The 21466-nt window shown below is 61.7% G+C and carries 21 protein-coding genes; 8 read left to right on the top strand and 13 right to left on the bottom strand.

Features of this window, described 5'->3' with window-relative positions:
• Positions 1-47: 47 nt before the first annotated feature.
• Entirely contained in the window at positions 48-845 is a 798-nt protein-coding gene (gene yigL, locus ACJ8PI_RS19355; RefSeq protein ID WP_033636660.1) for a sugar/pyridoxal phosphate phosphatase YigL, read from the bottom strand.
• A gap of 4 nt (positions 846-849) precedes the next feature.
• On the bottom strand, positions 850-1893 hold the full coding sequence (gene pldB / locus ACJ8PI_RS19350; protein WP_033654016.1) for a lysophospholipase L2: 1044 nt from the start codon (positions 1891-1893) through the stop codon (positions 850-852).
• Between the two features lie 147 nt (positions 1894-2040).
• On the opposite strand from pldB, the gene rhtB reads away from it, so the two are divergent.
• Positions 2041-2661 (top strand): homoserine/homoserine lactone efflux protein, encoded by a 621-nt coding sequence (gene rhtB / locus ACJ8PI_RS19345; protein WP_004934282.1) that lies wholly within the window; start codon positions 2041-2043, stop codon positions 2659-2661.
• 47 nt (positions 2662-2708) lie between these two features.
• On the opposite strand, the gene rhtC is transcribed toward rhtB, so the two are convergent.
• The 3 genes from rhtC to pldA are packed head-to-tail and all read right to left on the bottom strand — an operon-like array spanning position 2709 to position 6096.
• The gene (rhtC, locus tag ACJ8PI_RS19340; RefSeq protein ID WP_016929486.1) at positions 2709-3329 is read right to left on the bottom strand and encodes a threonine export protein RhtC; all 621 of its coding nucleotides are present in this window, start codon (positions 3327-3329) and stop codon (positions 2709-2711) included.
• 12 nt (positions 3330-3341) lie between these two features.
• Positions 3342-5174 carry an ATP-dependent DNA helicase RecQ gene (recQ, locus tag ACJ8PI_RS19335; RefSeq protein WP_033636658.1) on the bottom strand — a complete coding sequence of 611 codons (1833 nt, stop codon included), beginning with the start codon at positions 5172-5174 and terminating at the stop codon, positions 3342-3344.
• Positions 5175-5217: 43 nt separating this feature from the next.
• Positions 5218-6096: a phospholipase A gene (gene pldA / locus ACJ8PI_RS19330; protein WP_039568129.1), complete on the bottom strand. Its 879-nt coding sequence runs from the start codon at positions 6094-6096 to the stop codon at positions 5218-5220.
• Positions 6097-6299: 203 nt separating this feature from the next.
• Between pldA and ACJ8PI_RS19325 the strand changes: the two genes are divergently transcribed.
• Both ACJ8PI_RS19325 and rarD read left to right on the top strand, forming a co-directional pair.
• Positions 6300-6770 (top strand): thioesterase family protein, encoded by a 471-nt coding sequence (locus ACJ8PI_RS19325; protein WP_033636656.1) that lies wholly within the window; start codon positions 6300-6302, stop codon positions 6768-6770.
• A gap of 65 nt (positions 6771-6835) precedes the next feature.
• Positions 6836-7723 carry an EamA family transporter RarD gene (gene rarD / locus ACJ8PI_RS19320; protein ID WP_033636655.1) on the top strand — a complete coding sequence of 296 codons (888 nt, stop codon included), beginning with the start codon at positions 6836-6838 and terminating at the stop codon, positions 7721-7723.
• A 16-nt stretch (positions 7724-7739) separates the two neighbouring features.
• Here rarD and corA read toward each other — a convergent pair whose 3' ends face one another.
• Positions 7740-8690 (bottom strand): magnesium/cobalt transporter CorA, encoded by a 951-nt coding sequence (gene corA / locus ACJ8PI_RS19315; protein ID WP_004934262.1) that lies wholly within the window; start codon positions 8688-8690, stop codon positions 7740-7742.
• A 445-nt stretch (positions 8691-9135) separates the two neighbouring features.
• Here corA and ACJ8PI_RS19310 point away from each other — a divergent pair, with 445 nt between their 5' ends.
• A complete protein-coding gene (locus ACJ8PI_RS19310) occupies positions 9136-9609 on the top strand; it encodes a WbuC family cupin fold metalloprotein (protein ID WP_033636654.1) in 474 nt (157 codons plus the stop codon).
• 46 nt (positions 9610-9655) lie between these two features.
• Here the strand turns inward: ACJ8PI_RS19310 and uvrD are convergent, their stop codons facing one another.
• From uvrD to lptM, 6 genes are all read right to left on the bottom strand, one after another.
• Entirely contained in the window at positions 9656-11818 is a 2163-nt protein-coding gene (gene uvrD / locus ACJ8PI_RS19305; RefSeq protein ID WP_033649640.1) for a DNA helicase II, read from the bottom strand.
• A gap of 78 nt (positions 11819-11896) precedes the next feature.
• Positions 11897-12613: a 5-amino-6-(5-phospho-D-ribitylamino)uracil phosphatase YigB gene (gene yigB / locus ACJ8PI_RS19300; RefSeq protein WP_033649639.1), complete on the bottom strand. Its 717-nt coding sequence runs from the start codon at positions 12611-12613 to the stop codon at positions 11897-11899.
• On the bottom strand, positions 12613-13524 hold the full coding sequence (xerC, locus tag ACJ8PI_RS19295; protein WP_164134571.1) for a tyrosine recombinase XerC: 912 nt from the start codon (positions 13522-13524) through the stop codon (positions 12613-12615). Before xerC ends, yigB begins: the two co-directional genes overlap by 1 nt.
• Positions 13521-14234: a DUF484 domain-containing protein gene (locus tag ACJ8PI_RS19290; RefSeq protein WP_033636652.1), complete on the bottom strand. Its 714-nt coding sequence runs from the start codon at positions 14232-14234 to the stop codon at positions 13521-13523. The genes xerC and ACJ8PI_RS19290 overlap by 4 nt, the downstream gene beginning before the upstream one ends.
• On the bottom strand, positions 14231-15055 hold the full coding sequence (gene dapF, locus ACJ8PI_RS19285) for a diaminopimelate epimerase (protein WP_004934244.1): 825 nt from the start codon (positions 15053-15055) through the stop codon (positions 14231-14233). Before dapF ends, ACJ8PI_RS19290 begins: the two co-directional genes overlap by 4 nt.
• A gap of 71 nt (positions 15056-15126) precedes the next feature.
• The gene (lptM, locus tag ACJ8PI_RS19280; RefSeq protein ID WP_004934241.1) at positions 15127-15333 is read right to left on the bottom strand and encodes an LPS translocon maturation chaperone LptM; all 207 of its coding nucleotides are present in this window, start codon (positions 15331-15333) and stop codon (positions 15127-15129) included.
• Positions 15334-15411: 78 nt separating this feature from the next.
• Between lptM and cyaY the strand changes: the two genes are divergently transcribed.
• A complete protein-coding gene (cyaY, locus tag ACJ8PI_RS19275; RefSeq protein ID WP_015376263.1) occupies positions 15412-15732 on the top strand; it encodes an iron donor protein CyaY in 321 nt (106 codons plus the stop codon).
• A 36-nt stretch (positions 15733-15768) separates the two neighbouring features.
• Here cyaY and ACJ8PI_RS19270 read toward each other — a convergent pair whose 3' ends face one another.
• Positions 15769-18321 carry a class I adenylate cyclase gene (locus ACJ8PI_RS19270; RefSeq protein WP_019452546.1) on the bottom strand — a complete coding sequence of 851 codons (2553 nt, stop codon included), beginning with the start codon at positions 18319-18321 and terminating at the stop codon, positions 15769-15771.
• 316 nt (positions 18322-18637) lie between these two features.
• Between ACJ8PI_RS19270 and hemC the strand changes: the two genes are divergently transcribed.
• From hemC to hemX, 3 genes are read left to right on the top strand one after another with little or no spacing between them, the layout of a single operon-like run.
• Positions 18638-19579 (top strand): hydroxymethylbilane synthase, encoded by a 942-nt coding sequence (gene hemC, locus ACJ8PI_RS19265; protein ID WP_041037210.1) that lies wholly within the window; start codon positions 18638-18640, stop codon positions 19577-19579.
• Positions 19576-20316 (top strand): uroporphyrinogen-III synthase, encoded by a 741-nt coding sequence (gene hemD / locus ACJ8PI_RS19260; RefSeq protein WP_033636649.1) that lies wholly within the window; start codon positions 19576-19578, stop codon positions 20314-20316. The genes hemC and hemD overlap by 4 nt, the downstream gene beginning before the upstream one ends.
• A 22-nt stretch (positions 20317-20338) precedes the next feature.
• Positions 20339-21463: a uroporphyrinogen-III C-methyltransferase gene (gene hemX / locus ACJ8PI_RS19255; RefSeq protein ID WP_033636648.1), complete on the top strand. Its 1125-nt coding sequence runs from the start codon at positions 20339-20341 to the stop codon at positions 21461-21463.
• Positions 21464-21466: the final 3 nt, after the last annotated feature.

The following is a 21466-nucleotide window of genomic DNA, read 5'->3' as shown; positions in this document are numbered from 1 at the left end:
GGCGCCGCAAGGCGCCCTTGTTATTTCCGAGAAACGTCCGGGTTATGTCAGAGGAACATCTTGCGCAGGTAGTGCGGCACCGCGTTATCGACGTTGGAGCCGATCACTTCCAGCTCCGGCAACATATCCTTCAAGCGCTGATGCGCGTCGCGCATGATGCAGCCCTTGCCGGCCATCGACAGCATCTCCAGATCGTTCATGCCGTCGCCGAAGGCGATGCACTCTTGCAGCGTATAGCCGATGATCTTGGCCACTTCTTCCAGCGCATGCCCTTTCGACACGCCGCCCGCCATCACTTCCAGGCAGGTCGGGAACGAGAAGCTGACGTTGACCCGATCGCCCCAGCGCGCGTTGATGGCGTCTTCCACCTGCAGCAGCCGCTCGTGATCTTCGCAGGTGAAGTAGACCTTGCAGACGCCGTCGGTTTCCAGCAGGCCCGGTTCGAACAGCTGATATTTGAACACCGACTCCTGGAAGAATTCTTCCTGCTCCGGGCTTTCGCGGTTGGTAAACCAATCATCGTTGCGGTAGACGTTGGTGGTGATCTCCGGATCGTCGTGCAGCATGCCGTACAGATCGCGGGCGATATCCTCGTCCAGGTTGTGGCTGAAAATCAGCTCGCCGGCGGTGTTGTGCACCCGCGCGCCGTTGGAGGTGATCATAAAGGCGCTGATCTCCAGGCTGTCGCGGATCTGCGCCACGTCGATATGGTGGCGGCCGGTGGCGAACACGAAATGCACGCCGCGCTGGGTCAGCAACTTCAGCGTTTCTTTGGCGTACGGCGACAGGGTATGGTCGGGAGACAGCAGCGTGCCATCTAAATCGGAAGCGACGACGTGATACATAGCGTTATGTTCTAACCTCTGATGGAGTTGTCGGCGGCAGCGCGCCGCCTAAGTGTTGAGCAAAGAAGCGCAGGATTGCGTTCAGTGCTTCGGCGCGCATCGCGTCCCGCTCGAACAGGATCTCATGGCGTGCGCCGTTGATAACCCACGGAAGCCCCCCTTCGCAAGGGCGCCCCGCGTCTGACAGAGCCTGACAAAAAGCCTGGTGCGAACGGTTGTCGACGACTCGTTCTTCACCGGCTTGCAAAAGCAACAGCGGCGTTGTGATCGCCCCGGCCCGAGCGATAATCTGCCGGCCGGCGCGGATGCTCTCCCTCACCCAATGGTAGGTCGGCCCGCCCACCTGCAGCTCGGGGTAATCGGCGTAATAGCGCAGGCTGCGCCGGTAGCGTTCGCGGCTGTGGGTCAACACGTTGACCACATACGGCAGCGGCCGCCACTGGCCGGTGCCCACCGCGTAATAGTCGCGGATCGCCGGGCGGCTCTCCGCCCAGTCGAGAATGCGGTCGGCCAGCCAATCCGGCATCGGCAACTGGATGCCGAACATCGGCGCGCAAAACGCCGCCGCGTCGAACGCCTGCGGCCGGCGCTGCAGGAACTGCGCCAGTATCGCGCCGCCCATCGAATGCGCCAGCGCGAAGCGCTGCCGATAACCGCGCGATTCGACCTCGCGCTGCCAAAGCTGCTCGAAATCGTCCACGTAGTCGGCGAAGTTTACCACATGACCGCGGTGCGTATCCGCCAGTAAACGGCCGGAGCGCCCCTGGCCGCGATGATCGACGATCACCACGTCGTAACCGCAGTGGAACAGATCGTAGGCCACCTCGGGGTATTTCACGTAGCTTTCGATGCGGCCGGGGCTGACCACCACCACCCGCTGATGCCGCGCGGAACTGAAACGCACAAAGCGGATCGGCACGCCGTCCACGCCGCTGAACTCGCCCTCTTCCCGCAGCCGCCAGAAGTCCAACAGCGGCCCGGTGGCGAAGGCAGCGAACTGCGTTTCACGCGTTAACCAGTCATCGGAGCTGAGAGTGAACGAGGTCATCGAGAGCGTTTTCCCTGTGGGGCCGGCGGAAAATGTGACCGCTGGCACAAGAAATCATACTAGCGTATTGTGATTCAATTCTTACAAAAAACGGCGCCGCCTCGGCGCATTGTGGCACAAAACGACACTTTCAGGGAGCCGAGAACCATGACCTTGGACTGGTGGTTAACCTATCTGCTGACCACGCTTATCCTCAGCCTGTCCCCCGGCTCAGGCGCCATCAACACCATGAGCACCGGCATCAGCCACGGCTATCGCGGCGCCGCCGCGTCGATCGCCGGGCTGCAGGTCGGGCTGAGCGCGCACATCGTGCTGGTAGGCATCGGCCTCGGTGCGCTGATATCGCAATCGCTGCTGGCGTTCGAGCTGCTGAAATGGCTTGGCGCCGCCTACCTGGTGTGGCTCGGCATCCAGCAATGGCGCGCCGCCGGGGCGCTGGATCTGCATGCGCTGGCGGGCAGCATGCCGCGCCGCCGTCTGTTCCGCCGCGCGGTGCTGGTCAACCTGACCAACCCGAAAAGCATCGTGTTCCTCGCCGCGCTGTTCCCGCAGTTCATTTTGCCCAATCAGCCGCAGGCCGAGCAGTATCTGGTGCTCGGCGTCACCACCGTGGTGGTGGATATTCTGGTGATGATCGGTTACGCCACCCTGGCGACGCGCATCGCCGGCTGGCTGAGAACGCCGCGCCAAATGCAGCTGCTCAACCGGCTGTTCGGCTCGCTGTTCATTCTGGTGGCGGGGCTGCTGGCGACCGCCCGCAAGGCCTGAAAAAAAGGCCGGGCATCGCTGCTCGGCCTTGGGCATGTCACTGCCGGTCAGCGGGTAAAGATCAGGTGTAACCCGAAGCCGGTGAACAGCACGCCCGCCACCCCGTCGATCCACTTGGCCAACCGCTGGTAGCCGCGGCGCATCGCCGGCAGCGCGAACACCACCGCCACCAGGCTGAACCAGACGAAGGTCTCGGCGACGATCAGCAGGAACAGTCCCCAGCGTGCCCCGGCGCCGACGCTGTCGCCGACGAACAGCGAGAACACGCTGCCGAAATAGATCACCGCCTTCGGGTTGGACAGATTGGTCAGGAAGCCGCGAATAAAGCTGCGCCCGGCCTTCGGCAACGCTACTTGGGCCTCCGCCGCCGGCTGCGCTTGCTGCGCCCGCGCGGAACGCAGCAATTGCCACCCCATCCAGCACAGGTAAATGCCGCCGCCGACCATGATTATCTGATGCAGCCAGGCCATCTTCTGCAGGATCAGATGCAGCCCCATCAACGCCACGCCGGCCCATACCACGATGCCGAGAGAAATGCCGACCACGCCCATCATCGCCTCGCGGCGCGAGCGGCTGGCGGCGGTTTGCGACACGAAAAAGAAGTCCGGCCCCGGGCTCATCAGCGCAATCAGATGCACCAGCGCCACGGTGAGAAACAGCATCAGCATGATTTATTGCCCTCAGTCTTCATCATTGTCGAGATGGTCGCGGATCATCGCCATAAAGGGCGCGCCGAAACGCTCCAGTTTGCGCTGGCCGACGCCGTTGACGCTCAGCAGATCGCCGGCCTTGATCGGCATCTGTTCGGCCATTTCCAGCAGCGTGGCGTCGTTGAACACCACGTAGGGCGGAATGTTTTCTTCATCGGCGATCGATTTGCGCAGTTTGCGCAGCTTGGCGAACAGCTTGCGATCGTAATTGCCGCCGTAGGATTTTTGGTTGGCGCTGCCGCGCGACTTCAGGCTCTGGATACGCGGCACCGCCAGCTGCAGCGCCACTTCGCCGCGCAACACCGGGCGCGCCGCCTCGGTCAATTGCAGCGCCGAGTGCATGGCGATGTTCTGGGTGATAAAGCCCAGGTGGATCAGCTGGCGCAGCACGCTGGTCCAGTGTTCGGTGGTCTGATCGCGGCCGATGCCGTACACCGGCAGCTTATCGTGGCCGTATTCGCGAATGCGCTGGTTGTTGGAGCCGCGCAGCACTTCCACGATGTACCCCAGGCCGAAGCGCTGGCCGACGCGGTACACGCAGGACAGCGCCTTGCGCGCATCCTCCAGCCCGTCATAGCGCTTGGGCGGATCGAGGCAGATATCGCAGTTGCCGCAGTTCTCGTGCTTGCCTTCGCCGAAGTAGTTGAGCAGCACCAGGCGGCGGCAGGTTTGCGCCTCGGCGAACGCGCCCATGGCGTTCAGCTTGTGGCGCTCGATGTCCAACTGCTGCCCGGCGGGTTTTTCCTCCAGACAGCGGCGCAGCCAGGCCATGTCGGCCGGATCGTACAGCAGGATGGCTTCGGCCGGCAGACCGTCGCGCCCGGCGCGGCCGGTCTCCTGATAATAGGATTCGATATTGCGCGGAATGTCGAAATGCACCACGAAGCGCACGTTGGGTTTGTTGATGCCCATGCCGAAGGCGACGGTGGCCACCACCACCTGCAGATCGTCGCGCTGGAACGCTTCCTGCACCTGCGCACGGCGATCGTTGTCCAGCCCGGCGTGGTAGGCGCCGACGCTCAGCCCGCGGCTCTGCAGACGCGCGGCGGTGTCTTCCACCTTGGCGCGGCTGTTGCAATAGATAATGCCGCTCTTGCCGCGCTGATCCTGCACGAAGCGCCACAGCTGATCGAGCGGCTTGAATTTTTCCACCAGCGTGTAGCGGATGTTCGGCCGGTCAAAGCTGCTGACCTGCACCAGCGGATCCTGCAACGACAGCAGGCGCACGATATCGCCGCGGGTGGACTCGTCGGCGGTGGCGGTCAGCGCGATCACCGGCATCGACGGGAAGCGCTGTTTCAGCTGACCCAGCGCGCGATATTCCGGCCGGAAGTCATGGCCCCACTGCGAAATACAGTGCGCCTCATCCACCGCCAGCATCGCCGGCGGGCAGTGGTCGAGCAGGTTGAGGAAGCTTTCCATCATCAGCCGTTCCGGCGCGATGTACAGCATCTTAATGGTGCCGTTGCGGCAGCCGGCCATGACGTCCAACTGCTCCTCGCGGGTTTGCGTCGAGTTGTAGCAGGCGGCGGAAACGCCGTAGGCCAACAGTTGGTCGACCTGGTCCTTCATCAGCGAGATCAGCGGGGAAACCACCAGGGTCAGGCCGTCCATCACCAGCGCCGGGATTTGGTAACACAGCGACTTGCCGCCGCCGGTCGGCATCACCACCAGGCAATCCTGCCCGCCGATCGCGGCGTTGATAATCGTTTGTTGGCCCGGACGGAATTGCTGGTAGCCGAAGGTATCGCGCAATACCTGCTCGGCCAGCAACTCTCTGTTAATCACTGCTGCGGTTGACACACACTTCCCCATTTTTTCATCGGTACACACCCACCGGGTATGATTACATAATATCGTTCAGCATGACACCAACGCCCACCCGTGTCTGCCGGAAGTTATAGTCGATCAGCGATTCGCCGTAGCCGCTGAACACCTGGGTATAGAAACGCACGTTGCGGGTAATCGGATAGCTCCAGCCCAGTTCCGCGCCGCCGTAGCCGCTGTTCCAGTTGTAATGGCTGTCGACGCTGAACACGCTGTCGCCCCAGGCGTAACCGACCTTCAGCCGGTAGTATCCCATGTATTTGGTGATGTCCGGGTTGTCGTCGTTGCTCGAGCTCTCCGAGAAACGGAACCAGGGCTTGAGATCCACCTGCCAGTTGCCGTTTTGCGCCATCAGCCGCGCATAGCCGCGATTCCAGCTGCGCGACGTCGGGTCCGAGCGGCCGTTGGATTGATGGTTAACGCCGATTTCAACATCGCGCAGCGTCCAACCGGCAAAGCGGTAATCGGTCGCCCACCCCACGAACAGCTGCGGCTCGTAGTTGGTCTCGCGGAACGGCGAAGACTCGCCGCGGTTGGACAATTGCCACCAGGAGCGCTGAGTATAAGACGCGCCGAGCACCGAGTTGTCGCCGGCAATGCCCCGCCACAGCGGAAACGCCAGGCTAAGCTGGTATTTCACCTCGTCCTTGCGCGCCTTGTCGGCCCAGTTGTATGTCTTGATGGCCTCTTGGTTGATATCGCTGGTGTCGGTATACAGCAGGTAATTGGGATCGTAAGGGTACAGCGTGAACGGATTATCGTGCTCCTGCAGCAGGTTGGCGATAATGCTGCCGCGCACCGCCGGCTTATCGTGAATCTGCTGCTCTTTGGCTTCCGCAGCCAATGCCAGCGCCGGCATCAGCAGCGTGGCGGAAACGATCCCTGACAAAATGCGCATAACCTCTCCTCACTCCAACGAAAAAGGGCAATCCCGGAAAAAATCAGGCCATTTTACACACAAAGGAGGCTTTACCGCAGCGCAGGCCGGTTTTATTGGAATAGTCTGGAAAGCAACAAAGGTTAAGCATAAAATCAACATTCCATTAACCTGGACTGACCAGTTAGCTCCCTTAAAACGCAAAAGAAAAACGGAAACCCGCTATGTCGACCACACCACTGACCCTGGAAGCCGCCCGCCGCAAGATCGGCGAAATCTTTGTCTACCACATGCCGTTCAACCGCGAGCTTGGCCTGGAGCTGCGCCGCTTCGACGATGATTACGTCGAGCTGAGCTTCACCAACCAGCGCAAGCTGGTGGGCAACGCCGCACAGGAAATTCTGCACGGCGGCGTGATCGCCGCGGTGCTCGACGTCGCCGCCGGGCTGGCCTGCGCCGGCGGGGTGCTGACGCGCATGGAGCCGCTGATCGAAGAAGAGATCGCCGCCAAACTGTCGCGCATGGGCACCATCGATCTGCGCGTCGACTACCTGCGCCCCGGCCGCGGCGAACACTTCGTCGCCTCCGCCAGCGTGCTGCGCAGCGGCAATAAGGTCGCCGTCGCGCGCGTAGAACTGCATAACCACGACGGCCTGCATATCGCGACCGCGACCGCCACCTATCTGGTCGGCTGATGATTGTGTGCGGTGGGCGTCTTCAGTACACTCACCGCATCTTACGTTCCCCACCGAGTGACGTCATGGACGCAAAGCAAACGCGTCAGGGCATTTTCTTCGCCCTGGCCGCCTATTTTATGTGGGGCATCGCCCCGGCCTATTTCAAACTGATTCAGCAAGTATCCGCGGACGAGATCCTCACCCACCGGATCATCTGGTCGTTTTTCTTCATGCTGGCGCTGATCACGCTGGGCCGCAACTGGCCGAAAGTGCGCGCCGCCTGCCAAAATCGCAAACGGCTGCTGCTGCTGGCGGTCACCGCGCTGTTGATCGGCGGCAACTGGCTGCTGTTCATCTGGGCGGTGAACAACCACCATATGCTGGAAGCCAGCCTGGGCTACTTCATCAACCCGCTGGTTAACGTGCTGTTGGGGATGCTGTTTCTCGGCGAGCGCTTTCGCCGCATGCAGTGGGTGGCGGTGGCGCTGGCGTTCACCGGGGTGCTGGTGCAGCTCTGGCAGTTCGGTTCGTTGCCGATCATCGGTCTGGGGCTGGCGTTCAGCTTCGCCTTCTACGGCCTGCTGCGCAAGAAAATCGCCATCGACGCCCAGACCGGCATGCTGATCGAAACGCTGTGGCTGCTGCCGGTGGCGGCGGCCTATCTGTTCCTGTTCGCCGACAGCCCCACCAGCCACCTGAGCGCCAACCCGTGGTCGCTGAACCTGCTGCTGGTCGCCGCCGGCATCGTCACCACCGTGCCGCTGCTGTGCTTCACCGCGGCGGCCACCCGGCTGCGCCTGTCGACGCTCGGTTTCTTCCAGTATCTCGGCCCGACGCTGATGTTCTTGCTGGCGATCACCTTCTACGGCGAAACCGTCGGCCAGGACAAACTGGTGACCTTCGGCTTTATCTGGGCGGCGCTGATCCTGTTCACCCTCGACGCGCTCTACACCCAGCGCAAGCTGCGCTGAGCCCGGCGCCGCCGGGTTACAGCCAGTTCTTGCGCTTGAAGTACAGGTAAGGGGCCAGACCGGCCAGGATCATCAAGGTGATGGCGCCCGGGTAGCCGAACGACCATTTCAGCTCCGGCATGAATTCGAAGTTCATGCCGTAGCTGGAGGCCACCAGCGTCGGCGGCAGGAACACTACCGACACCACCGAGAAGATCTTGATGATGCGGTTCTGCTCGATGTTGATGAAGCCCATCGCCGCCTGCATCAGGAAGTTCACCTTCTGGAACAGCGATTCGTTGTGCGGCAGCAGGGATTCGATGTCGCGCAGCACTTCACGCGCCTGCTCCAGCTGGCCGGTCGGCAGACGCGCCTTGCGCACCAGGAAGTTGAGCGCGCGCTGGGTATCCATCAGACACAAACGCACCTTCCAGCCGATATCTTCCAGCTCCGCCAGCGTCGATAGCGCGGCGTCGTATTCATCGCCCTGATGCCCTTCCATGATCACCCGGCTGAGCTGTTCCAGATCGCTGTAGATGTTCTCTATCTCGTCCGCCAGCTGTTCAATCTTGGTTTCGAACAGATCCAGCAGCAGTTCGTAGGCGTTGCCTTCGAGCATGGTCTGGTTGCGGGCGCGCATGCGGTACAGGCGAAACGCCGGCAGTTCACGCTCGCGCAGGGTATACAGGCGGCCGTCGCGGATGGTGAACGCCACCGTGGAGTTGCCGGCGTGATCTTCCGCATCTTCAAAGTAGAAGAAGGAGTGGATATGCAGACCGTCTTCATCTTCGAAGAAACGGGCGGAGGCTTCGATGTCGTCCAGTTCGGGACGCGTCGCCAGGCTTTGTCCCAGCTCATTCTGCACGCGCTCACGCTCGCCCTCTTCCGGCTCGACCAGATCAACCCACAGCGATGACGTGAGATCATCCGAGTCGTCCAGCTCCAGACGGGACAAGCGGCGGTTATCTAATTTAAAAGCGCTCAGCATGTGCCAAAACTCCGTGAAGGTAACGGGTGCGGACAACGCGTTGAAGCACAGAAACAGAGGGGATGCGTATCACCAATTTGTTTCAGACCATGAAGAGATCTGACTCATAGCGACGCTTTGCGGGGTCGCCGACAACCACGAAGGCTATCAGCAAAAACGGAGAGCCTTAGAAGTTATACCTGCGGCGCAGGTCAGTGAGCCAGTATCTACTGGGTGTGTCCAAGGCGTCTGTCCTCAATGATAATAGTGCGCGCATGTTACGCCGAGAAGAAAAAGCCTGTCAACACGTTAGGCGGGATAATTGCGCAACAAATCATCACGATGTTCAATGGCAAAAATGGCGCCTAAACCGTACTGAAAAAGTCGCGGCGATCGCTTACCGCCACCAAGAATGTTGCTAAGATGACATCACCCTAATGGTACGACAAGCATGCGGATTTAAACGATGAAACAGATTACCGCCCATGAACTGACCGCGATGAGCGAACAGGCCGCCAGCGTGCCCCGCCTGCGCGCGCACCGCACCTTACACGAAGAGTTGAGCGACCCGGTGCAACGCCTGGCGATCGCCATGGAACCCGGCACCTATATCCGCCCGCACCGTCACCCGCAAACCTGGGAACTGCTGACGCCGCTGCGCGGCCGTTTTGTCGTGCTGCAGTTCAACGATGACGGCGTCGTGACGCAGCGCACCCTGCTCGGCGAAGAAACCAAAGTGCTGGAGATGCCGGCATTTACCTGGCATGCGGTGTTGTCGGTCGATGCCGGCGGCGTGGTGTTCGAAGTAAAGCAGGGCCCGTATCAGGCGTTGACCGAAGAGGACTGCATGCCGTGGGCACCGCAGGAAGGCGGTGAAGGCACCGAAGCGGTGATGCGCTGGTATGCCACCGCGCAGGTCGGCGATCGCTACCCTCACTGATCCTGAACGATTGCAGGGGCTGCCCCCTGCAACGCGCCCCTCTCTTTTATACCGTTTCCAGGCGAGCGTAGGCCGCCACCAGCCACTTGATGCCCTCGCCCGGGAAGGCGATCTGCAGCCGGCTGTGCTCGCCGCTGCCCTCCAGATTGACGATGGTGCCTTCGCCAAACTTGGGATGGCGCACGCGCTGGCCCAGCTTGTAGCCGGTATCGTTCTCGCTGATCGGCGTGCCCATGCGGCGGTGATTGACCGGGCGCGATACGCTGGCGCGCAGGCGCACTTCTTCCACGCACTCTTCCGGCAGTTCGCCGATAAAGCGCGACGGCCGGTGGTAAACCTCTTTGCCATACAGACGGCGCGTTTCGGCATAGGTCAGCGTCAGCTTCTGCATGGCGCGCGTTACGCCCACATAGGCCAGGCGGCGCTCCTCCTCCAGACGGCCGCCTTCATCCAGCGACATCTGGCTCGGGAACATGCCCTCTTCCATGCCGACGATAAACACCAGCGGGAACTCCAGCCCTTTGGCCGAGTGCAGGGTCATCAGCTGCACCGCGTCCTGATAGGCGTCGGCCTGGCCTTCGCCCGCTTCCAGCGCCGCATGCGACAGGAACGCCTGCAGCGGCATCAGATCCTGATCTTCGTCCTGATAGCTGAACTGGCGCGTCGCCGTCACCAATTCCTCAAGGTTTTCGATGCGCGCCTGCCCCTTTTCGCCTTTCTCCTGCTCATACATGATGAACAGCCCGGAATCGCGGATCACCCGGTCGGTCTGCACGTGCAGCGGCATGTCGGCGGTTTCGTGCGCCAGCGACTCCACCAGTTCGATAAAGCGCTGCAGCGCCGATGCAGCGCGGCCGGCCAACACCTTGTCCTGCATCAGCTCACGCGTCGCCTGCCACAGCGTCAGCTGGCGATCGCGCGCCGCCTGGCGCACCACGTCGAGGGTGCGATCGCCGATGCCGCGCGTCGGGGTGTTGACCACGCGCTCGAAGGCTGCGTCGTCGTTGCGGTTGGAAATGAGGCGCAGGTAAGCCAGCGCATCCTTGATTTCCTGGCGTTCGAAGAAGCGCTGGCCGCCGTAGATGCGGTACGGCATCGCCGTCTGCAGCAGCGCCTCTTCCAGCACGCGCGACTGGGCGTTGCTGCGGTACAGGATGGCGCAGTCGTTCAGCGCCCCGCCGTTGTCCTGCCAGGTCTTGATGCGGTTGACCACGAAGCGCGCTTCGTCGAGTTCGTTGAAGGCGCAGTAGATGGAGATCGGTTCGCCTTCGCCGCCTTCGGTCCACAGGTTTTTGCCCATGCGCCCGTCGTTGTTGGCGATCAGGGTGTTGGCCGCTTTCAGGATGTTGCTGGTGGAACGGTAGTTCTGCTCCAGGCGGATGGTTTCCGCGCCGGGGAAATCTTTCAGGAAGCGCTGGATGTTTTCCACCTGCGCGCCGCGCCAGCCATAGATCGACTGGTCATCGTCGCCGACGATCATCACGTTGCTATTGCCGCCCGCCAGCAGGCGGATCCAGGCGTACTGGATACTGTTGGTATCCTGGAATTCGTCCACCAGCACGTTGGTGAAACGTTCGCGGTAGTGGTTGAGGATATGCGGCTTGTTCAGCCACAGCTCGTGCGCGCGCAGCAGCAGCTCGGCGAAATCCACCAGCCCCGCGCGATCGCAGGCTTCCTGATAGGCCTGGTAGATGCGCAGCCAGGTGGCCTCTACCGGGTTGTTGTAGGTCTCGACGTGCTGCGGGCGCAGACCCTCGTCTTTCTTACCGTTGATGTACCACATCGCCTGACGCGGCGGCCACTGCTTCTCGTCAACGTTCAGCGCCTTGATGATGCGCTTGAGCAGCCGCAGCTGGTCGTCGCTGTCGAGGATCTGGAAATCCTGCGGCAGGTTGGCTTCCAGGTGGTGGGCGCGCAACAGACGATGCGCCAGGCCGTGGAAGGTGCCGATCCACATGCCGCCCTGGCTGGTGCCGATCAGATGTTCGATACGGTGGCGCATTTCCGCCGCCGCCTTGTTGGTGAAGGTCACCGCCATGATCGAATACGGCGAGCAGTTCTCCACCGACAGCAGCCAGGCGATGCGATGCACCAGCACCCGCGTCTTGCCGCTGCCCGCTCCGGCCAGAACCAACAGGTTGCTGCGCGGCGCCGCCACGGCTTCACGTTGTTTTTCATTCAGGCTGTCGAGCAGATCGGAGACGTCCATAGGCACCACTAATGGTTAAGGGAAAACCCGCCGCTGACGGGTTTTTCACTGGAAATTTATACAGAGTTCTGGCAGGGATTATAACAATGCTGTCAGCGATGCCAACTGCGAAATCTCAATATGCGGCAGCAGGCGGCTGTCGGCGGCCTGCATCAGGCAGCGTTGCCGATCGTTGATCCAACAGGCCTGCAGCCCCGCGCGCAGCGCGCCGGCGACGTCGGTGGTCAGATCGTCGCCCACGTGCAGGATCTGCTCGGGCGCCACGCCCAGCCGCTCGACGGCCAGGTGATACATGTCCTGATACGGCTTGGCGCGCCCGTCCGGCCCGGAGCGCAACACGAACTGGAAATAACCGTCCAGGCCGCACTGCGCCGGATCGGCGTTGCCGTTGGTGATCGCCACCAGCGGGTAGCGCGCGGCCAGCGCCTTCAGCGTGGCGTGGGTCGCTTGCGGCACCTCGATGCGGCTGCGCCACAGCGCGAAGTTTTGCATGGCCGCATCGGCCCCGATCGCCGCGTCGGCATCGCGCAGCCCCTGCCGGCTCAGCGCCAGATGAATGGCGCGCCAGCGCCACTGGGTGACGTCGTGGTAGATCTCCGGATCCTGTTCGCGCAGCTCCTGGCGCAGGCGGTGGAAATCCGCCGACTGGAAGCTGTTCAGACCGGGATGGTAGCTCTGCAGGAAGGCCACCGACTGTTGTTCGGTTTGCCGGATCACCGGGCGATTGTCATACAGCGTGTCGTCCAGATCGAAAGTCAGCGCCGCCAGCGGGCGCAGCGGGCGATAAAAATGCATCAGGATTTCCCCCGTTTGGCGCGCGGATGCGCGGCATCGTACACGTTCGCCAGATGTTGAAAGTCGAGGTGGGTATAAATTTGCGTGGTGGTCAGGTTGGCGTGGCCGAGCAGCTCCTGCACCGCGCGCAGATCGCCGCTCGACTCCAGCATGTGAGTGGCGAAGGAGTGACGCAGCTTGTGCGGGTGAATATGGCTGTTGACGCCCTGTTTCACGCCCCATTCGGCGAAGCGCTTTTGCACGTTGCGCGTCGAGATGCGCCGCCCCTGATTGGACAGGAACATCGCGTCATCTTCCGGCCCGAACAGATCGCGCATCGCCAGCCAGTGTTCCAGCCAGGTGACGGCGGTGCGCCCGATCGGCAATTTGCGCTCTTTACTGCCTTTCCCCATCACCCACACCTCGCCGGCCGCCATATCGACATGGCGGCAATCCAGCCCCACCAGTTCGGAGAGGCGCAGACCGGCGCCGTACATCACCTCCAGCATGGCGCGATCGCGCACCGCCAGCGGATCGTTGAGATCGATCTCCAGCAGCTGGTTCATTTCATCGACGTCGATGTTTTTCGGCAGATGGCGGCCGCTGCGCGGCGTGCGGATGCCTTTGGCGGGGTTGGCGTGCAATACGCCCTGGCTGACCAGCCAGTCGAGGAAACTGCGCAATGAAGAGAGCCGCAGCGCCAGGCTGGCGGACTGCAGGCCGGCGCGTTTGCTGCGCGCCGCCAGCATGCGCACCCGGGCGGCGTCCAGCTCCGTCCAGTCGGTGACGCCGATCTCCTGCGCCAGGCGCATCAGCGCCGCCAGCTGGCGCGAATAGCTAAGCTGCGTCAGCGGGCTGAGTTGCCGTTCTACCTTGAGATAACGCAGAAAAGCGTCCACCGGCTGCTGCAGGCTGGGCGCAATCGGCGTCATGCGCGTTCGACCCAGCGTTCCAGCAGCGCCGGCAGCATGCGCGCCAGTTGATTGAGCATCACCGTGCCCATGCCCTGCTGATAATGTTGCGTATCGCGGCTGCTGAAGATCACCATGCCCAGTTCGCCATCGTCGCCCAGCATCGACAGCGCCACCGAGCCAATCTGGCCAATCTGTTTGGCCTGCGGCAACAGCAGCAGCAGTTCGGGGCCGTTCAGGCCGCCGAGGTAATGTTGTTCGCTGCCCAGCCGCTGAATGCGAAACGGCTCGAACGCCGAACGCGTCAGCGCCAGATGGGTGAAATCGGAAGGCGCGCCGATCTTCCAGCGCTCGGCGAACAGGCGCACCGTGGCGCCGGCCAAACCAAAACCGCGCGCCCAGCGCTGCAGCCGGTTGAGCATGTCCTGCAGGCTGTCGGCGGTGGCCAGATCGGCCTGCAGGTGCAACAACCGGGCGAACAGCCCTTCGTTGGCGCTGGCCTGCTCCATCAGCAGCGTGATCTCTTCTTCCAGCCGCTCGATGTGATTGCGCTGGCGGGCCAGATGCCATTCCACCAGCGAAACGGTGCCGCGCACCGGGTGAGGCACGCGCATCTGCTCAACCTGGCGCGCGTTGCGAATAAAGAAATCCGGGTTCTGCAGCAGGTACTGCATCACGGTGTCGTCATCCAGCGCCAGGCCGGCGACGCTCTGTTCTTCTACGCTTTTCATAGATGAATAAATCCGTCATAGACATGGGTTGCCGGGCCGGTCATAAACAGCGGGTTGCCCGGCCCTTTCCAGCGAATATGCAGGCTGCCGCCCGGCAGTTCTACATGCACCTCTTCTGACAGCAATTCCTGTTGGATCCCCACCGCCACCGCCGCACAGGCGCCGCTGCCGCAGGCCTGCGTTTCGCCGGCGCCGCGCTCGTAAACGCGCAGCTTGATATGATCGCGGCTGACCACCTGCATAAAGCCGATGTTGGCCCGTTCCGGGAAGCGCTCATGCCCTTCCAGCACCGGCCCGAGCAGCTCCACCTTGGCGGTTTTTACATCGTCCACCTGCAAAACACAATGCGGGTTGCCCATCGACACCACGCCGCACAGCACGGTGTGTTCCGCCGCGCGCATGATGTAGGTCTTTTCAGCCTTGGCGGCGCGGAACGGCACCGCCTGCGGATCGAAATTAGGCTCGCCCATGTTGACACACACCAGATCGTCGTCGGTGACGCTGAGCACCATGCGCCCGGTTTGGGTGCTGACGCGGATGTCGCGTTTGTTGGTCAGCCCTTTCAGCCGCACAAAGCGCGCGAAGCAGCGCGCGCCGTTGCCGCACTGCGCCACTTCGCTGCCGTCGGCGTTGAAAATTCGGTAGTGAAAATCCAGCTCGGGATCGTAAGGCGGTTCTACCACCAGCATCTGGTCAAAGCCGACGCCCAGGTGCCGATCGGCCAGCCGGCGGATCAGCTCAGGTGAAAAATAGACATTCTGTGTAACGGCATCGACCACCATAAAGTCGTTGCCCAGACCGTGCATTTTGGAGAACTGCATATCATACTCCGCTATCTGGACGCGCTATCCGTCTTGATTTTACGGCGGCGCTCGCCACCGTAAACAGGGTGTTACTGGTCGACCATCGACGGTTTTTGCTGAGAGCCAGACTGCTCCTGCTGGTTCTTTTGCACCTGATCGCCCGTTTGCACCGGCGGCTTGGCCGGTTTTTGGCTGGCGGGGTCGGCAGGCGGGAAGTAAAGCGGGCCTTTCAGACCACAGCCGGCGAGGCCGGTAACCAGAACGGCCATCAGCGCATAGCGTAGTTGTTTTTTCATTTGCATTAATGCCTGTAATTCATGCGTCCAAGGTCTCTATAATCGCAGGTGGATCATGAAAAGCAATAGGAATTGAATATGAACGACAGCGAGTTTCACCAGTTGGCCGACCAGCTGATGCTGAATATTGAAGAGACACTGGACGATTTTGACGGCGATGCGGATATCGATTACGAAACCAATGGTGGCGTAATGACGCTGAGCTTCGAAAACGGCACCAAAATCGTCATCAACCGCCAGGAGCCGCTGCACCAGGTGTGGCTCGCCACCAAGGCCGGCGGTTACCACTTCAACTACCGCGACGGCGTTTGGCTATGCGATCGCAGCGGGCAGCCGTTTTACCAGCTGCTCAGCGAAGCGGCCAGCGCGCAGGCCGGCGAGGAATTGCGTTTTTCCTGAGGCTAAGCAGGGCTCGGCAACCGAGCCCTTGCGGCGTCAATGCAGCTGGAACTGCTGTTTCAGCGGCTGCGCGGCGCCATCGGCCACCGTCACGCACAGGCTGGACAGCACGTTGCTGCGGAACGGGATCACCTGCGTGCGCCCGTCGAGCTGCACGATCTGATAGAACTGCGGCAGGTTGAAGTTGATGAAGCTGGAGCCGTAGGTGAAGCGATCGTGCGAGGATGAATAGAAGCGGCTGACGTCGCGCACCAGCTCCTCTTTACTGCCCTCGCAGTGGTGGTACACCTCCACCCGATTCGACTCGTCCAGAATATAGATATTGAAGCCCTTGTCATCTGAGGTGTCTTCGAAGAAGAACTGGATGATCCCCTCGCTGGCGAAGCCGTCCACCACCGGCGGCAAATGCACCTGATCGGTTTCCACCTTGATAGACAGGCCGTGCAGCTTGTTGTTGGAGATGGCGCCGTAAAACTCCACCGCGTTCTCCAGCTTTTGCACCGATACGCTCAGGCGCTCGAAGAACAGCCCCCAGGTCTGCCCGGCGACGCGCACCGCCTTGAAGCGGCCGGGCTCCAGGCGGGTGCTGGACAGGCGCAGCTCGATGCACTCCGACACCAGCTGCTGGATACGGGTGCGGATCAGGCCGCGCAGGTGCTGGCTGTAGCAGAACACTTCCACCGACTCCGGCGGCGCGGCGTCCTGGTGCATTTTGCCGAGAATGGTTTTCAGCGCTTCCAGCACCGACTGCTCGCCGCTGAAATGCAGGGTGCGCACTTCGTTCCAGGAGTTGCGGTACAGCAGATCGATGCTGCCTACCAGGCACTGCTGCTGCTGGCCGAAGCTGAACACGTCCAGCTTGCGGAAATCGAAATGCACCACCTGATTGCGGAAGGCGGCGGTCGGATCGTTTTCCAGATTGACGATGATCGCCAGATGGCGAATTTCGCACGGGCTGTACAGCGCTTTCGGCGTCGGCGCCGGCAGGCGCAGCGGGAAGTGATGAGAAACGTCGGCCACCAGCTCCTGCAGCTTGGCGGTGTCGCACAGGTTGCCGCTCTTGATGTGCAGGCGGGTCTGCGGCGTCAGCAGGCCGTTGAAATAGGCCCAGGCCACCAGCTTGTTCAGGTAGCGGTTATATTCCAGCGGCTGATGGCTGACAATAGAATCCATGGCCGGCGCCTGATTATACAGGTACCAGCCGGTGCGGTTGGCGCGGCCAACCGGCACGTGAATAAAGGTTAAGTCGTTTTCCGACAGGTCCGGCGAAATCTGCGGGTTCACCAGCGTCACCTTGCCGGGCAGCGCTTCGAACGCCGCGTACAGTTTGCGGGTCAGCACGCCGATATCCTGCGGGCTGGCGCTGACGCTGAGGTTGTTGCGGCGGGCGAAACGGATCAGGTTGCGGTAGCTCTGCATCATCGCGTCGAGCAGCTCGTTATGCGCTTCGCGCACCCGTTCGATTTTCCAGTTGGCGCGGTTGTCCAGCATCGCCAGACGCTCTTCGCTCCAGCCCCATTCGCTGACCAGCTGGCTGAGGATCTCGCGCCGCCAGCCGACGCAGGCCTTGGCCAGCGACAGCTTTTCACACACTTTCAGGTAGAAACAGCGGCGGGCCAGATCGAGGCGGGTGGTGTCGTTGATGTCGGTCAGGTAGCGGGTGACGCGCTCAAGCATCATGCAGTAGGCGTCGAGCCCGAAGCTGACGATCTCGCCCTGATGCAGGCGATGTTTGATGTCCGTCGCCAGCAATTGGGTATTGGGATATTCCCAGGAATAGGCTTCCAGCAGCAGGGTCTTCAGCACCGCCTTGTAAGGCGAATCGATGCTCTTGTACAGCTGCCACAGGCTGGCGCCGAAGTACTCTTCCGCCGACAGCGAACTCAGGCCGCCAAGATCCAGCCACTCGTTCGGCGTCAGCGCGCCCTGCGCGTACAGCGACAGCACGTATTCATCGTAGTGCGCTTCTTCTTCACCCGGCACCATGTTCCACAGGATGCGCTTGCCGGCCAGGCGCACCGCGGTGCGGTAGAATTCGTCGAGCAACAGGATATGCTGCGTCGAGCCGCAGTCTTCGCCGCCCAGGCTGCCGCTTTCATTATGGCGGAAGCGGTTTTCGTCGATCAGGAAGAAGCTGACTTCCACCCCCATCGAGGCGGCCCACTTCTCAAGCAGGCTGCATTTTTGCTGCAGGCGGGTGCGTTCTTCGTTGTCCAGCCAGGACTGGTGGCAGACCCAGATGTCGAGATCCGAGCTGCAGCTTTGGCCGATAGACGAGGTGCTGCCCATCGAATAGACGCCGGTGATCGGCAGCTCGCCGCTGGCCGGTTTGTCAAACGGGCTGCCCCATTTGTCTTCTAAATCGTTCAGGTAATCTTGTTGAGTTTCATCAGGCGTGTAGAGGCAAATGCCGTGGGGAACGTTACCGTTCAGGTAACCCGGCATCAGCGGGTGATGGTGGTGCAGTAAGGTGGGCAGCAGACTGTATACCCGTTGAAACGCGGGCTTCATAGCCGCCAGGGCGCGATCGACGCGTAGCTGATTGATCGCATCCAGTCTCTGCTTCAATGTCTCGATGTAGAGGTACAAGACGTCTCGCCTGATTATCCCGGTGTTTAGAAAAAAACCCGTATTCCATAAGCGCCGTTAGTGTAAGAAGAATATTTGGCGACTTATTGCTGGAAACGTGATCAATTTAACACCTTGCTGATTGACCGTAAAGGAGGTAACGCTTCACAATTATTGTAGCGCTTCCCTAAACGATTTACCCGCAGTGTTAACTGCCCCAAAGCACATCACACGTCCCTTTGATTCCGTTGTCCTTTTTCCGCCTCCGGCTTCTTGCACTGACAGTATTGGCTCTCAGTGGTAGGATGGATGGCGAAATATAAAAACGGTAACAAGCATGTTAGACAAAATTATTCGAATTGCCACCCGACAAAGCCCGCTTGCACTCTGGCAAGCACATTATGTGCAGCAACGTCTGATGGCCAGCCATCCCGGCCTGCAGGTCGAGTTGGTGCCGATGGTGACGCGCGGCGACGTTATTCTGGATACGCCGCTGGCGAAAGTCGGCGGTAAAGGCCTGTTTGTTAAAGAACTCGAGCTGGCGCTGCTGGAAGGCCGCGCCGACATCGCCGTGCACTCGATGAAAGACGTGCCGGTCGATTTCCCCGCCGGCCTGGGTTTGACCACCATTTGCGAACGCGAAGATCCGCGCGACGCTTTTGTTTCCAACCGTTTCGCCTCGCTCGATCAACTGCCGCAGGGCAGCGTGGTCGGCACTTCCAGCCTGCGCCGCCAGTGCCAGCTGCGTGAACGCCGCCCGGATCTGATCGTGCGCGACCTGCGCGGCAACGTCGGCACTCGCCTGGCCAAGTTGGACAACGGCGACTATGACGCAATTATTCTGGCGGTGGCCGGCTTGAAACGCCTGGGGCTGGAGCAACGCATCCGCAGCCCGCTGAGCGCCGAAGAGTGCCTGCCGGCGGTCGGCCAGGGTGCGGTCGGCATTGAATGCCGTCTCGACGACAGCGTCACCCGCGCGCTGCTGGCGCCGCTGAACCATGCGGCCACCGAAACACGCGTGCGCGCCGAACGGGCGATGAACACCCGTCTGGAAGGCGGCTGCCAGGTGCCGATCGGCAGCTATGCCGAACTGGATGGCGACAGCCTGTGGCTGCGTGCCCTGGTCGGCGCGCCGGACGGTAGCCAGATGGTGCGCGGCGAGCGCCGCGGCCCGGCCGCCGAGGCCGAACGGATGGGCGTTGAGCTGGCGGAAGAGCTGCTGGCGCGCGGCGCGCGCGAGATCCTGCGCGAAGTTTATCAGGGAAATCCGCCGGCATGACGATCCTGGTAACCCGCCCATCGCCTTCGGGAGAGCAGTTAGTGAGCCGGCTGCGCGCACTCGGCCGGGTTGCCTATCATGCACCGCTGATCGACTTCGCCCCCGGTGGCGATCTGCCGCAGCTGCCGCAGGCGTTGCAGCAGTTGAACGCCGGCGATCTGGTGTTCGTGCTGTCGCAGCATTCGGTGAACTATGCCGATTCGGTCATCGGCCGCGCCGGGCTGAGCTGGCCCGCGCACCTGACTTATTACGCCATCGGCCGCACCACCGGGCTGGCGCTGCACCGCATCAGCAGTTTGCCGGTGGAATACCCGCGCGAACGCGAGATCAGCGAAACGCTGCTGCTGCTGCCGGCGCTGCAAAAGCTGGCGGGCAAACGCGCGCTGATTTTGCGCGGCAACGGCGGCCGCGAGTTGCTGGGCACGACGCTGAGCGAGCGCGGCGCCGACGTCAGCTATTATGAATGCTATCAACGCAGCCCGGTGCACTACGACGGCAGCGAGCAGAGCGCCCACTGGCAGCGCGCCGGTGTGGATACGCTGGTGGTGACCAGCGGTGAAATGTTACAACAGCTCTATACTTTAGTTCCTGATTACTATCGTTCTTCATGGCTGCTGCGTTGCCGCCTGGTAGTAGTGAGCGAACGCCTGGCTACCCTCGCCCGGGATTTGGGCTGGCGTACGATTCGGGTAGCTGACAACGCCGATAATGACGCGCTGATCCGCGCGCTACAATAATCTGACTATGGGATGTGCCACTATGACGGAACAAAATACCCCATCCGCCCCGGTTGAAGAGCCAACCACCGCGGTTGAGAGCTCCCAGCAGCCAGCCGCTGCCAGCCGCAAAGGCAAGAACACCGGCCCGGTGCTCGGCGCGATCGCTATCGTGCTGGTCATCGCCCTCGGCGCGGGCGGCTATTACCACACGCACCAGCAGGCGCAACAGCTGATCGCCGCCAATCAGGCGCTGCAGCAGCAGCTTGAAGGCGTGAAGCAGAGCCAGCAGCAGGAAAGAAATGCGCTGGAAGGCCTGTTGCAGCAGCAGGGTAAAACCCTGGACGCCGCCGATCGCGAGCAGGCTAACCTCGCGCGCCAACTGAGCGAGCTGCAGGAAAAAGTGGCGACCATCTCCGGCAGCGACGCCAAAACCTGGCTGCTGGCGCAGGCCGATTTCCTGGTGAAAATGGCCGGCCGCAAGCTGTGGAGCGATCAGGACGTGACCAGCGCCGCCGCGCTGCTGAAAAGCGCCGACGCCAGCCTGGCGGACATGAACGATCCTAGCCTGCTCGACGTGCGCCGCGCCATTACCGAAGACATCGGCACGCTTGCTACGCTGACCCAGGTCGATTACGACGGCATCATCCTCAAGGTCAATCAGCTGTCCAATCAGGTGGATAACCTGCGCTTGGCGGACAACGACACCGACGAAGCGCCGATGGATCAAAACAGCAGCGAGCTCTCCGGTTCGATCGCCGAGTGGCGGCAGAACCTGGCCAAGAGCTGGCGCAATTTCATGGCCGACTTCATTACCATCCGCCGCCGCGACGCCAGCGCCGAACCGCTGCTGGCGCCGAACCAGGACATCTACCTGCGCGAAAACATCCGTTCGCGCCTGCTGGTGGCCGCACAGGCCATTCCGCGCCACCAGAACGAGACCTACAAGCAATCGCTGGAAACCGTCTCCACCTGGGTGCGCGCCTATTTCGACACCACCGATCCGGCGACCAAGGCCTTCCTGGAAGAGCTGGACAGCCTGAGCCAACAGTCGATCTCGATGGACGTGCCGGATCAGCTGAAAAGCCAGCCGCTGCTGGAAAAAGTGATGCAGACCCGGGTGCGCAACCTGATGACCCAGTCCCCTGCCGCTCACCAGGAGGGTTAAGCC

Origin of the sequence: Serratia sp. CY82433 (assembly GCF_052166535.1) — a bacterium.
Lineage (GTDB): Bacteria > Pseudomonadota > Gammaproteobacteria > Enterobacterales > Enterobacteriaceae > Serratia > Serratia sarumanii.
This window is presented reverse-complemented; position numbering and strand designations above follow the sequence as displayed.